Here is a 13300-nt window from a genome sequence, read left to right as displayed (position 1 = left end):
GACCGCCTGGAGACCGTATGACCCTGCTGCGCGACGAGGAACTGGCCGCCGCGTTCGACCACGCCTCCCGCAGTTACGACGCCCTGGTGGCAGCCAACCCCGGCTACCACGCGCACCTGCGGCGCTCGGTGCGCCGCCTCGGCCTGCCCGGCCGCGGGCAGGGGCTGCGGGTCCTGGACCTCGGCTGCGGCACCGGCGCCTCGACGGCCGCGATCCGCACCGTCCTGCCGGACGCCGGCATCACGGCCGTGGACGCCTCGGCCGGCATGCTGGCCCGGGCCGCCGCCAAACCCTGGGCGGACGGCGTCCGCTTCGTCCACGCGCCGGCCGAACACCTGGCGCGGGCCGGCGTGCACGGCCCGTACGACGCGGTGTTCGCCGCCTACCTCTTCCGCAACGTCTCCGATCCGGACGCCGTCCTGCGCACCGTCCGCGCCCTGCTGCGGCCGCACGGACGGCTCGCGGTCCACGAGTACAGCCTCAGCGGCCGCCGCGCCGACCGGGCGGTGTGGACGCTGGTGTGCCGGGGCGTCGTCCGGCCCGCCGCGACCCTGCTGGGCGACGGGCCGCTGTACCGCCACCTGTGGCACAGCGTCGTCCGCTTCGACCACGCCGACCGGTTCGCCGCCCGCATCCGTGAGGCGGGCTTCGACCGGGTCCGCGCGCTGCCCCTGCCGGGCTGGCAGACCGGCATCACCCACACCTTCGTGGCCGAACGCACGCAGGACCCCCGGTGATCCGCCCCGTACGTCCCGCAAGCCCCGGATCCGCCGCCCGCCGCGGCCGGGACCGGCGGGCCCGCGTCCTGCCCGCGCACCACGGAACCCCTCGCGCCACCGCCCGGCACACGGTCGCCGTGGTCGGCGGCGGGATCGCCGGCCTCGCCGCCGCGACCGCGCTCGCCGAACGGGGAGTGGCGGTGACCCTGTACGAACGCGAGCCCTATCTCGGAGGACGCGCGGGCGGGTGGCCGACCCGGCTGCGCGACGGCACCGCCGTGACGATGAGCCGCGGCTTCCACGCGTTCTTCCGGCAGTACTACAACCTGCGCGGCCTGCTGCGGCGAACCGACCCCGCCCTGGCCCGCCTCGCCCCACTCCCCGACTACCCCCTGCTGCACGCCGACGGGCTGCGCGACAGCTTCCGGCGCGTACCGCGCACCCCGCCGTGGAGCGCGCTCGGCTTCGCGGCACTGAGCCCCTCCTTCCGGATGCGGGACCTGCCCGCCATGGACCCGGTACGCGCTCTGCCGCTGCTCGACGTCCGGGTCCCCGACGTGTACCACCGCCTCGACGGCGTCAGCGCCTACGACTTCCTGGAGGCCGTCCGCTTCCCGGCGCAGGCCCGCCACCTGGCCTTCGAGGTGTTCTCCCGGAGCTTCTTCGCCGACCCGCGCCGGCTGTCGGCGGCCGAGATGGCCCTGATGTTCCACATCTACTTCCTCGGCTCCGCCGAGGGCCTGCTCTTCGACGTACCGCGCTCGGCCTACCCCCAGGCGCTGTGGCGCCCCCTGGCCGGGTACCTGGAGCGACACGGCACCGAGGTACGGACGAGCAGTCCCGTCGAGCACGTCACCCCGGCCGGCGGCGGGTTCGTCGTCGCGGGGGGCCGCGAGGAGCACCGGTACGACGCCGTGGTCCTCGCCCTGGACTCCACCGGCCTGCGGTCCCTGGCCGCCCGCTCCCCACGGCTGGGCGACGCGGCCTGGCGGCAGCGCCTGACCGGCCTGCGCACCGCCCCGCCCTTCCTGGTCACCCGGCTGTGGCTGGACCGGCCCGTCGCCCCCGACCGCCCCGGGTTCCTGGGCACCAGCGGATTCGGCGGGCTCGACAACATCAGCGTGCTGGACCGCTGGGAGGACGAGGCGGCCCGCTGGGCGGCACGGACCGGGGGGTCCGTCGTGGAACTGCACGCCTACGCGGTGGACCCGCACGCCGCGCGCCCCGCCGAGCAGCGGCACCTCGTCGAGCAGCTGCACCGCGTGTACCCGGAGACCCGTGCAGCCGCCGTCGTCGACGCCCGGCACGAATGGCGGGAGGACTGCCCGCTGTTCCCGGTGGGCGGCTACGCCGACCGCCCGACCGTCCACACGCCGGATCCCGGCCTGATGGTGGCCGGCGACTGCGTCCGCACCGACCTGCCCGTGGCCCTGATGGAACGGGCGGCCACGACCGGCTTCCTGGCCGCGAACGCCCTCCTGAAGCGCTGGGGCGTCCGGGGCCAAGCGCTGTGGACCGTACCGGACCGGGGCCGAGGCGCCGTACTGCGGAAGGCGGCCGCGTGGGCGAGGCGCTGACCGGCCCGACCGCCCCGCCGGTCCGGCAGCCGGTGGCCGGTGGCCGGGAAAACGATTCGTCCTCGGTGATCACTTTCTCTACTCTTGGCCGGAGCGGGAGCGCGCGCGCTCCCGTCAGGTTGCGGTGCCGTGGCAGAGCGGTCCAATGCGATCGCCGTGGGCGAGGTTCCTCCCACGGCGACTGACGGGGAAGGGGCGGACCTGCCCCCAGCTGTCTCGCGGGTTCAAATCCCGTCGGCACCGCGACCGAACGCCCCGAAGACCGCGGACGGCGGTCCGAAACGAGTGATCGAAAAGCGGTGTCCTGACGCAACCATCTGCCCAGGCCATATGTCTTCTGGGGCGAAGAAACGTTTCCAGGGGGTTTTGTCTGTGAAGTTGTCCCGGATCGCCGCAGCGGTCACCACCGCTGCCCTTGCTCCGGCAGTCCTCATCGCGTCACCGGCCTTCGCCGCCGGTTCCGACGCCCCGGCGGCCGGCAACCAGCCGGCACCGACCACGCCGGACCAGCCCGCGCCCGACCAGGCCGAAGAGGACCGCAAGACCATCCTCGCGATCATCGCCCACCCGATGGCCAGCGAGTACATGAAGAAAGCCGGCCAGAAGGCCATCGCCGACGGCCCGCAGGCCATGCGCACGTTCATCGAGGTGGACCAGCACAGGATCCGCCTCGACGACTACCGCGTGGCGATCCTCCGCCTCACCCACGGGGCTGGTCGCAGCCTCACGGAGGGCATCAACGACATTCTCGACAAGGGCACGACCGTCGAGCAGCTGCGTCACTTCTACGAGGTGACCCAGCACGAGCTGCGCGACGTGGACAACCGCGTCGAGATCCTCAAGCTCCTGAGCACCGGCGGCCCGTCGGTGAAGGAGGCCTGCCAGAAGGCCCTCAACGGCAGCCCCGCCGACCGTGTCGCCTTCCTCAAGACGGGCCGGTTCCTCGCGCAGGCCTCGGACGACCGTGTCGAGCTGGCCCGCATCGACGAGGGCTGGGACGGCCGGATCCTGAGCGATGCCATCAGCAAGCTCCTGAACGGGTCGCCGACGCCGGCCGAGCTGCGCCACTTCCTGGAGGTGACCCAGCACGAGCTCCGCGACCAGGACAACCGGGTCGCGATCGCCAGGATCATCGACGGTGGCGGTCCGGAACTCGTCAAGGCGGGCCGCGCCGCACTGGCGGGCACCGCCGCCGAACGGGCCGAGTTCCTCAAGACGGGCCAGCACGAGGCCCGCGCCAAGGACGAGGCGGCCAAGGACAAGCAGAAGCCCGCCCCGGGCAAGGACGACCAGGGCAAGGGCTCCGGCTCCGGTACACCGTCGGCCGGCAGCGGCAGCGGCTCCGGGTCCGCCTCGGGCAACACCGCCGTCACCGCCCAGGGCGGAAACGGCGCTCCCCTCGCCGCCACGGGCGCCGGCGACGGCACCACCCTGGTCGCCGGGGGAGCGGGCACCGCGCTCGTCGCCGGCGCCGGCCTGCTGCTCGCGGCCCGTATGCGCCGTGCGGGTGCGAAGGCCTGACGCCGAGCCCGGATCGGACCACGAAGCCGTCACCCCGCGGGTGGCGGCTTCGTGTCTTCCCGCAGGCCACGGCCTCCGCATTCCGATGCGCCCGCCCTCGGCACCTGGCCGCGGCGCGGACACTCTCCGGTCGATCACAAACCGCACACGAGTGGGGTGTTGACCCCTATGGAGTGAACGGGGCCGGAACCCTGTGACCCTTGGCCGGAACCTTCCATACGGTGGCCCCTCTTCGCTCATCACCACAACTGGGGGGCCGGTGCGCAACCACCGACTCGTAATGACCGCTGCCTTCGTGGCGGCCGGTCTCGGCATCATCCCGGGCATCGCGCAGGCGGCGGATCCCGTACCTGTCGCGGCCGGTGTGGCCGAGGCGGTCGCCGAGGCGTCCACGTCCGAGGGCTTCCACAGCCCCGCGGATCGCACGATCCGCACCACCCTGCCCACCGCCACCGAGGGGAAGGCAGAGGGGAGCACCAAGACCGCCGCACCGCGGACCGCCAGGACCGCGGCGGCAGATCAGACCGCACCGGCCGGGGAGGCCGCACCGGCCGCGGCGAACGCGGAGGCCGCACCGGCCGAGCAGGCAGCCCTCGACGCGGCAGCCAACCCGGACCTGGCCGTCGACGTCAGCGGCACCAGCTACACCGCTCACGGGATCCAGCTCACCGCCCTGATCACCAGCGCCGACTTCGCGCTCGACATCGTCGTCGACTGGGGCGACGGGAAGAGCGACACGCTCACCGCCCAGGGCAGTTTCGAGCTGCGCCGCTCGCACACGTACGACAAGTCCGGCGAGTACCAGGTGCAGGTCAAGGTGACCGACGCCGCCAACGGCGTCCAGGCCACCAACGGCGGTGCGTTCCTGACCCCCGGCGCCGACTTCACCCCGCACACCCCGACCCGGCTCCTCGACACCCGCAACGGCACCGGAGCCGCGGCCGGCAAGGTCGCCGGGCAGGGGTCCACCCGCGTCAAGGTGGCCGGGAACGCGTCCGTCCCCGCGGGCGCCACCGCCGTGGCCCTGAACATCACCGTCACCGAGACCGTCGACAGCGGCCACGTGACCGTGTGGCCCGGAGTCGGCTACGACCGCCCGAACACGTCGAACCTGAACTACACAGCCGGCCGGTCCGTCCCGAACATGGTGATCGTGCCCGTCGGCGAAGACGGGTACGTGGAGCTCTTCAACGGCGGCTGGCAGCCGGTCGACCTGATCGCCGACGTCACCGGATACTTCACCCGGGCCTCGGCGAACGGATACACCTCGATGACGCCCGCCCGGTTCGTCGACACCCGTGAAGGCCTCGGCACCGCCACCGGCAAGCTCGCCTCCCGCAGCGCCTTCACCACCCGAATCGGCGGCCTGCAAGGCGTACCGCAGAACGTCACCGCCGTGGCGTTGAACGTCACGGTGACCGAACCGGAGGGCCCTGGCCACCTGACCGCCTTCTCCGGCGCCGGACCGGTCCCGACGGCCTCGAACCTGAACTTCGTCCCCGGCCAGACCGTGGCCAACGCGGTGATCGTACCGGTGGCCGCGGACGGCACGATCAAGGTCTTCAACGGGGCCTGGTCCCCGACCCACGTGGTGGTCGACGTCGTCGGCTACTACAGCCCCGACAGCAAGGCCGCCTTCCTGCCCTTCACCCCCTTCCGTACGCTCGACACCCGCGAGCAGGCGTACGGATGGCCGGGCGGCAGGTTCAAGGCCCGGGAGTTCATCACGCAGGGCTTCACCCCCGAGCCGGCGGAGGGCGTCGAGGCCTACGTGCTGAACGCCACCGTCACCGAGACCGGCGGCACCGGATTCCTCTCGGTCGCCCCGAGCCCCCACCCGCTGCCGGAGTACGGCGAGTCCGCCGCACCGGCGGGACCGCGCCCCGGCTCCTCCACCCTCAACTGGACGGCCGGCGAGACCGTCCCCAACATGGTCCAGGCGAGCGACGGCGAGCACGGCGTCATCACCTTCTGGAACCAGGGCCACGAGGACGCCGACGTGGTGCTCGACGTCTTCGGCGTCTACCAGACGAAGTGACCCGCGGGGGTGGCGCGGCGCGCCCGGAGCGCCACCGCGCCACCCCCTCGGCCGCCCCTCCCGCCACCCCTCCCGCCACCCCTTCCGTCGTCGCGAGGAGGCCTGCCAGGGCCCACGGGGGCGTGTCAGTGCGCTCCTCTACCGTTGCGGCCATGATCTGGACCGCCACTCAGGACACCCTCCCGCCCGTGCCTCCCGTACGGCGGCTCGACCCGGCGCCCGAGGCGCTCGCCGAGACCGTCGAGCTGACGGCGGCCCATCTCGGCGCCCGCGCGCACACCGTGGCGGACTTCGAGCGCTCGCTCGACGGGCTGGTACGGCACGCCCACCACGACCGCCACCCGCTCACCCGGGCGCTCTCCGACACACTGGGGCACCGCTACACCGAGGAGATCGAGGCGCAACGCCTCGGCGGGGTGGACGTCGTGGCGGCCACGCTGCTGTGGCAGGTGCCGGGGTACAGCCTCAAACCCGAGCACGTACGCCGCGGCCGGGGGCACGAGGACTGCGCGCAGGGCGGGCTTGAGCTGGTGCTCACCGCGCGGCTGCGCGAGATCGCGTACCGGCTCAGGTCCAAGGAGCCCCTGCCGTTCCTGCTGTCCACGCCCACCTGGGACACGGGCACGCTGGAGGCCGCCGAACTGGTGGAACGCCTCACCGAGTACCGCCGGCTGGGCGTGCGGCCCGGTCCGGCCGACTTCGGGCAGGCACTGCTGCGCGTACGGCGCGACAACGCCGCGGGGGCGGGCGGCGCGGCGGCCGCCACGGCCGCGGCCCGCCTCGGTACCGCGGAAGGCGCCCGGCTCGCCGCCTGGCTTGGCCCGGACGGCGAACCGGCCCCGGTGCTGCGCCGGGTCGTCGAACCGGACCCCTCGGCCCACACGGCCTGGCAGCGGACCGGCGCGGCCACCGCGCAGATCACCTGCCCCAGCGGGGAACGCGCTGCCCTCCAGCGGGAGTTCCCCGAGCCGTTCCACTGGCTGGGCAGGCCGCACGAGGGATTCACCCAGTGCTATCACTGGCACGGAGGGCACCCGGTACGCGCGTCCGTGCTGCCCGAGGACCGCGAGACCCAGGCGGCGTGGCTCCTGCCGCAGGTGACGCTCGCGGCGACGGCGGGCGACCACGGCAGCTCCTGGATGCTGCCGCACCTCGCCCGCCTGGGCGGCCCCGCGGGCCCCGCCCTGCACGCCGCCGTGGCCGCGGGACTGGGCGGGCGGTCCGTGGAGAGCCGCAGCCCGGCGGTGGAGGCGCTGCTCGTCCTGGCGGCGCGCGGCGATCTCGACGCCCCGCTGCTGGGCCGCGAACTCGCCGCCATGACGGCCCTGGGCACGGTGAAGCCCAACCGGCTCGCGGACGCCGCACGTTCCGCCGCGGCGGCCGGTGCGCACGCCACCCTGTGGACCGTGCTCGCCGAGGTGCTGCCGGCCCTGCTGCCCTCGGTACGGGGCGCGGGCGAGGTCCTGGCCGTGGCCGCCTCCTGCGCCGAGCACTGCGCAGCCACGGGCCCGGTCCCCGACGCGGTGGCGGCGGCCGCGGCCCGCCGCGGCTCATCCACCGTCATATCCGGAGCCCGCCGCCTGAGTTCCGCCCTCACCGGCCGGCGGGCCGGACTCCAAGGGGTGCCGTCGAAGTCCCGTCCGGGTGGCGGGGTCCCTCGACGGCACCCCTAGCGGGGCTGTCCGAATCGCCAGAGGACATGGACCACACGGGCCACGGCCAGCAGGCCGGCGACCCAAAGCCCGGCCACACGCAGGAAGTCCTCCACTGCGGCGGGAAGGTCCCAGACGGCGGTCGGCCCGGCGATCGTCGCGAACACGAGGGCGCCGAGGAAGCACGCGCTCAGCACCGCATAGCCGATCTCCACCGGGACCGCGTCCCGTTCGGCCTGGCTCCGCTGTCTTGTCGTCATGGCTGAAGAATCGCATCTGCCCGGCCGGCAGTCCACGCGGCCAGGCCCACCGGGCCCGCCGCCCCGCCGGGGTGTACCTGGGTACACCCCCCTCGGTATCCACGTGCAGGGACCGGCCCGACCCCGTACCGGCAGAGTCGAAGGCGGGGCGTGACAGGCACGCCCGATCGCGCTACGGGGAGGCCGGGCAGCATGCCGGAACACGAGCAGGGGCAGCGGCGGACGCCGCCGACGGGATGGGCGGCGCAGGCGGGGGTGTTCCTCGCGGTCGCGTTCGTGGCCGCCGGGATGGCGGGAGCCCTCCAGCCGGCGACCGGCATCCCGCCCGAGGTGGTGCAACTGACCCAGCTGGGGCCCGCCGTCGCGGTGGCCGCCGTGGCGCTCCTGTGGCCGTACCGGACCAGGGACCGGCTTGCGGGCATCCTGCCCGGCCGTACCGGTACCGGTACCGGTACCCGTAGCGGAGCAGGCCCCCGCCGGGCAGCGGCACTCCTGCTGACACCGGTCCTGCTCATCGCGCTGTGCGCGTGCGGCGGCCTGCTGACCTCCGGCTCGCTGCCCGTCACCAGCCCCCGGGCCCTGGCACACCCCCTCGCCCTGCTGGTGGCCGCCCAGTTCATCGGGGCGTGCGCCGAGGAGATCGGATGGCGCTGCTACCTCCAGCCGCTGCTGCGCACCCGTTTCGGCCCGATCACCGCCTCCGCGGCGGTCGGACTGCTCTGGGGCCTCTGGCACGTACCGGTCCTCACACAGGAACCGGCCTTCGCCGCCGGCTTCCTGCTGGCCACCACCGCGATGTCCGTGATCCTCGGCCTGGCCCTGGAAGGCGTACGCAGCAACCGGCTGCTGCTCGCCGGCGGCTTCCACACCCTGATCAACCTCGGCATGCTGTACGTGACGGACGAGTCGGCGGCGAGGACGGCGCCCATGCTGTTCCTCGGAGCCGCCGCCCTGGCCGCCGCCCTCCCGTGGATCGCCACCGCCCGCCGCGCGGCGCACGAGGTCACGCCGGATAGCATCACGGTCGCGACGGCGCCCGGAGCGCGCTGACATGACAGGACGACAGGTGGGCATGGCGGAGTTCGGGGGCAGGCGGCCCGGCATCGGGCCGGCGCTGGCCGATCTCGGCCGCTGCCAGCTGCTGTCCCTGGCCGCCTTCGCCGTGAGCGGGGCCGGCGGCCTGGTGATCGGGGCCCTGCTGCTGCTGCCCGTCGGCGTTCGGCCTCCTCGTGCTCCCGCCCGCCGCGTCGGCCCTGCGCCGCCTGTCCGACCGCTACCGCCGCTGGGCGGCCCAGTGGACGGGAACGGCCATCAGCCCGCCGCGACCGCTGCCGCCCCGCCCCACCGCGCCCGAGGGCGGTCCGGCGGGCCGCCGCCGACAAGCCCTCGCGCTCCTCGGCGACGCCGGCTTCTGGCACGACCTGCGCTGGGCCTGGGCGGAGCCCTGGACGGGCGCGCTGCTCGCCGCCGCACCGCAGGCCCTTGTCGTGTACGGCCTCTTCGGCGCGGCCGTCCAGCCCTTCGTCTGGCGGCTTCTGGGCGACGGCAACTGGTACGGCTTCGTCCTGGTCGACTCCACGCCCGCGATGCTCGCCGCGCTCGTGCTCGGCCTCGGCCTCACGGCCGCGGGGCTGTGGCTGGCCCCGCCGGTCCTGCGGCTGCACGCCCGCTGGAGCGGGCGGCTGCTGGCCGCCCCGTACACCACCGAACTGACCCGCCGCATCGAGCACCTGACCGGTTCCCGGGCCGACGTCCTCGACGTGCAGGCCGCCGAACTGCGACGGATCGAACGCGACCTGCACGACGGTGCGCAGGCCCGGCTGGTCTCCCTGGGCATGACCCTGGACGAGGCCACCCGCCTCCTCGACCACGACCCGCCGGCCGCCCGGGTTCTGCTGCACGAGGTACGGGACACCTCCCGACGGGCCCTCCAGGACCTGCGCGAGCTGGTCCACGGAGTACTGCCGCCCGTACTCGCCGACCGCGGCCTGGGTGACGCGGTGCGCTCGCTGGCCCTCGACAGCCATCTGGACGTGCACGTGGAGGCGGCCCTGCCGGGCCGGCTCCCCGCCCCGGTCGAGTCCGCCGGCTACTTCGCCGTCGCGGAGCTGCTCGCCAACGCCGCCAAGCACTCCGGAGCCCCCGAGGTCCGCGTCCGCCTGAGCCACGCCGACGGCCTGCTGCGCGTCACGGTCGCCGACGAGGGCCGCGGCGGCGCGGACCCGGACGGGAGCGGACTGCGGGGGCTGCGGCGCCGTCTGGAACCCTTCGACGGAACCCTCGTCCTGCACAGCCCGCCGGGCGGCCCGACCACCGCGACCTTGGAGATACCGTGCGCGTCGTCCTCGCCGAAGACCTCTTCCTCCTCCGGGACGGGCTGACCCGCACCCTCCAGGACCACGGCTTCGAGGTCGTCGCCGCCGTCGACAACGGCCCCGCCCTCCTCAAGAGCCTCCTCGAAGACGCCCCCGACGTCGCCGTCGTCGACATCCGGCTGCCGCCCACCTTCACCGACGAAGGCCTCCAGGCGGCCCTCGCCGCACGGCGGATACGGCCCGCGCTGCCGGTCCTCGTCCTCTCCCAGTACGTCGACCAGCTCTACGCCCACGAACTGCTCGCCGGGGGCCAGGGCGCCATCGGCTACCTCCTCAAGGACCGGGTCACCGACACCACCCAGTTCGTCGACGCGGTACGCACCGTGGCCACGGGCGGTACGGTCATGGACCCGCAGGTCATCGCACGGCTGCTGGCCCGTGGCGACGCCCGCGGCACCACGGCGGGGCTGACCCCGCGCGAGCTGGACGTCCTGGGCCTCATGGCGGAGGGCCGCTCCAACGCGGCGGTGGCGCAGGCCCTGTTCATCAGCGAGAGCGCGGTCGCCAAGCACACCGCGGCCATCTTCACCAAGCTGCGGATCGAACCGTCCCCGGACGACAACCGCCGCGTGCTGGCGGTCCTGGCCTACCTCAAGCGGTAGCTCCGAACGACACCGGTACCGCGGACCGGTCAGGAATGGAGAAGCCCCCAAGGCCCACCGGCCCGTAGCGTGAAGGACATGGCAACCACCGCGCACACCCCGGCCGCCCTGTCCCTCGCATCCGTCACCGTCGAGGTGACCGACCTGGAATCCGCCCGCCGCTTCCACAGCGCCTTCGGCGTGGACCGGTACGTCCGGCTGCGGGCGTCCGAGGCGCCCTCCACCGGATTCCGCGGCTTCACCCTGGCGCTCACCGTATCCGGCCCCGCCACCGTCGACGCCTTCGTCGCAGCCGCGGTGGACGCCGGCGCCACGGTCCTGAAGCCCGCCGCGAAGTCACTGTGGGGCTACGGCGGCGTCGTCCAGGCCCCCGACGGCACGATCTGGAAGATCGCGACCTCGGCACGGAAGGACACCGGCCCCGCCACCCGCGTCGTCGACGAGGTCGTCCTGCTCATCGGCGTCGAGGACGTCAAGGCCACCCGGCAGTTCTACGTCGCCCGCGGCCTGACCGTCGGCAAGAGCTTCGGCGGCAAGTACGCCGAGTTCACCGCCGGTGAGGACGCACCCGTCAAGCTGGCGCTGTACAAGCGCCGCGCCCTGGCCAAGGACCTCGGCGTCCCCGCCGACGGCACCGGATCCCACCGCATCGTCCTCGGCGGCGCCGCCGACGCCTTCACCGACCCCGACGGGTTCGCCTGGGAAGCCCCCGCACAGCCCTGACCACGGGCCGCCCGCCCCGCCTGCACGGCGCCGGACCGCGCGGGAGCGAAATCCGGCGGTGGGGGAGTGTCCGGAACTGCTTGGATGCAGCCATGACCACTCACACACTCCTTCCCGCCGCATACGAGATATCCGCCGACTCCGCACGGATCGACAACGCACTGGTCCACCGATGGCTGTCGCAGGACGCCTACTGGGCTCGCGACCGGTCCCGGGAGAAGCAGGACCGGGCCATCGCGGGCTCCCTCAACTTCGGCGTCTACGAACGTGCTTCCGGCACGCAGGTCGGCTATGCGCGCGTGGTGACCGACCACGCCGACTTCGCCTGGCTCTGCGACGTCTACATCTCCCCGGACGTGCGCGGCAAGGGGATCGGCACCGCGCTCGTCACCGCGGTGCGCGACCACCTCGCCCCGTACGAACTGCGGCGTGTCCTGCTGGCCACCGCCGACGCGCACGAGGTCTACGCCAAGATCGGCTTCGCCCCGCTGGAGGCGCCCGAGCGGTGGATGACACTCGGCAGCCAGTGAACCGCCAGGCCGGCGGCCGCGGGAACCGGCTGGGGCGGAGCGGAAGGCCGCCCGCTCCACCCCGGTTCGCGCCCGGCGGCCCAGGCCGCCGGGCGGCGCCCTGTCAGCGTGACGCCTCCCCGCCGCCCAGGGCGTGTACGAAGTGGTCGGCCAGGGGGGCCAGCCAGTCGGACCGCGCGTTGCCCAGGAGGTGATCGCCGTGTGGCACGGACAGGTAGGTGCCGTACGGCGCCAGGCGGGCCAGCGGCTCGGTGTTCGCGACGCCCGGGATGACGTCCCGGCCCCCGTCCACGACCAGCAGCGGGGCGGCGATACGCGATGCCAGGGAGCCGAGATCCACCTCCCGGGCGAAATCGCGGGCGGCGCGCTCGCCACCGGCACGCTGCGCCATGATCTCCCGCACCGGCGGGGGAAGTTGCCCCCAGTCGAGGCGGAAGGGGCCGCTGACCGTGGCGACCGCCGCGACCCTGGCCTCCAGCGCCGCGGTCCGGGCCGCGAAGAAGCCGCCCAGGCTGAGGCCGACGAGGCCGACACGTGCGACACCGAGCTCGTCGACGACCCGGCCCACGATCCGCTCGTAGTCCGGCCTGAAAGCGGTCGAGGAGGCGAGGACGCCCTGCCCGGGCCCGTCCATCGCGAACACCGCGAGCCCCCGGGCCAGCAGCGCGGACGAAAGGTCCAGGAACTCCTCCTTGGCCGAGTCCAGACCGGGGACGACGACCACCGTGCCGAGGGCGTCGGCGGGGCCGCGCAGCCAGCCGGTGAATCCCTCGCCGCTCACCCGCCGGGCGCCGGGTTCCAGCGCGGCGAGTGCCCGGCCCAGGGCGTGGTCCGCCTCGGCCGCGGCGCGGTGGGCCTCCGCGTACGGCGCGAGCGTGGCCACGTGGAACCAGCGGGCCGCCGTCAGGAGGTACCCGCCCGCCGAGACCGACGTCGCCGCCTTCCGCGCACGCCGCAGGTAGGCGTGCCCGGTCTCGGTGAAAGCCGGCCCCCAGCCGGAGAGGGAGGTGAGGCCGTCGGTGACGCGCCGGTACTCGTGCGGGTCCAGGCCCGCGCCGACCGCCCGCGTGTACTGGGCGGCGGCGAACTCGGCGACGCTCATCGGGCGCCCCCTGCCGGCAGGACGGCCATGGGAATCAGTCTTCGCATACCGAGAATCCAACGCCCGGGACCGTCCCCCGGTCCAACAACGGACGCACCCGGCCGACAACCACCGGTTGTCGCACGCGGACAGGCCCTTAGGGCCTGTATCGAGTTGCCCCGCGGCGTCGCGACGCCCGGCACGCACCCTTGGCGCACGAGC

At 74.2% G+C, this 13300-nt stretch carries 12 protein-coding genes and 1 tRNA gene; 11 read left to right on the top strand and 2 right to left on the bottom strand.

The window, feature by feature from the left end:
* Positions 1-17 precede the first annotated feature (17 nt).
* From BSL84_RS01310 to BSL84_RS01290, 6 genes are all read left to right on the top strand, one after another.
* Positions 18-737: a class I SAM-dependent methyltransferase gene (locus tag BSL84_RS01310; RefSeq protein ID WP_030032779.1), complete on the top strand. Its 720-nt coding sequence runs from the start codon at positions 18-20 to the stop codon at positions 735-737.
* Entirely contained in the window at positions 734-2296 is a 1563-nt protein-coding gene (locus BSL84_RS01305) for an FAD-dependent oxidoreductase (RefSeq protein ID WP_079273075.1), read from the top strand. The genes BSL84_RS01310 and BSL84_RS01305 overlap by 4 nt, the downstream gene beginning before the upstream one ends.
* Before the next feature lie 123 nt (positions 2297-2419).
* A tRNA-OTHER gene (locus BSL84_RS35940) sits at positions 2420-2539 on the top strand.
* Positions 2540-2668: 129 nt separating this feature from the next.
* The gene (locus BSL84_RS01300; protein ID WP_045321488.1) at positions 2669-3817 is read left to right on the top strand and encodes an ALF repeat-containing protein; all 1149 of its coding nucleotides are present in this window, start codon (positions 2669-2671) and stop codon (positions 3815-3817) included.
* Between the two features lie 280 nt (positions 3818-4097).
* Entirely contained in the window at positions 4098-5855 is a 1758-nt protein-coding gene (locus tag BSL84_RS01295; protein WP_075969609.1) for a PKD domain-containing protein, read from the top strand.
* A gap of 152 nt (positions 5856-6007) precedes the next feature.
* Positions 6008-7528 (top strand): DUF6493 family protein, encoded by a 1521-nt coding sequence (locus BSL84_RS01290; protein WP_075969608.1) that lies wholly within the window; start codon positions 6008-6010, stop codon positions 7526-7528.
* On the opposite strand, the gene BSL84_RS01285 is transcribed toward BSL84_RS01290, so the two are convergent.
* Positions 7525-7767, bottom strand: coding sequence for a DUF6332 family protein (locus tag BSL84_RS01285; RefSeq protein ID WP_075969607.1), 243 nt, complete (start codon positions 7765-7767; stop codon positions 7525-7527). The two genes, BSL84_RS01290 and BSL84_RS01285, sit on opposite strands and share 4 nt — an antisense overlap.
* Positions 7768-7959: 192 nt before the next feature.
* On the opposite strand from BSL84_RS01285, the gene BSL84_RS01280 reads away from it, so the two are divergent.
* The 5 genes from BSL84_RS01280 to BSL84_RS01260 all read left to right on the top strand — a co-directional run bounded on the left by BSL84_RS01280 (position 7960) and on the right by BSL84_RS01260 (position 11997).
* On the top strand, positions 7960-8817 hold the full coding sequence (locus BSL84_RS01280; protein WP_107484708.1) for a CPBP family intramembrane glutamic endopeptidase: 858 nt from the start codon (positions 7960-7962) through the stop codon (positions 8815-8817).
* Positions 8818-8996: 179 nt separating this feature from the next.
* Positions 8997-10148 (top strand): sensor histidine kinase, encoded by a 1152-nt coding sequence (locus BSL84_RS01275; protein WP_234363387.1) that lies wholly within the window; start codon positions 8997-8999, stop codon positions 10146-10148.
* Positions 10100-10744 (top strand): response regulator transcription factor, encoded by a 645-nt coding sequence (locus tag BSL84_RS01270; protein WP_030030893.1) that lies wholly within the window; start codon positions 10100-10102, stop codon positions 10742-10744. The genes BSL84_RS01275 and BSL84_RS01270 overlap by 49 nt, the downstream gene beginning before the upstream one ends.
* A gap of 78 nt (positions 10745-10822) precedes the next feature.
* Complete coding sequence (locus tag BSL84_RS01265; RefSeq protein WP_030030892.1) at positions 10823-11467, top strand: glyoxalase; 645 nt, start codon at positions 10823-10825, stop codon at positions 11465-11467.
* A 92-nt stretch (positions 11468-11559) separates the two neighbouring features.
* Positions 11560-11997 carry a GNAT family N-acetyltransferase gene (locus BSL84_RS01260; RefSeq protein ID WP_030030891.1) on the top strand — a complete coding sequence of 146 codons (438 nt, stop codon included), beginning with the start codon at positions 11560-11562 and terminating at the stop codon, positions 11995-11997.
* 103 nt (positions 11998-12100) lie between these two features.
* Here the strand turns inward: BSL84_RS01260 and BSL84_RS01255 are convergent, their stop codons facing one another.
* Entirely contained in the window at positions 12101-13099 is a 999-nt protein-coding gene (locus tag BSL84_RS01255) for an alpha/beta hydrolase family protein (protein WP_075969606.1), read from the bottom strand.
* Positions 13100-13300: the final 201 nt, after the last annotated feature.

The sequence above is a fragment of the Streptomyces sp. TN58 genome, assembly GCF_001941845.1.
Taxonomy (GTDB): Bacteria; Actinomycetota; Actinomycetes; order Streptomycetales; family Streptomycetaceae; genus Streptomyces.
This window is presented reverse-complemented; position numbering and strand designations above follow the sequence as displayed.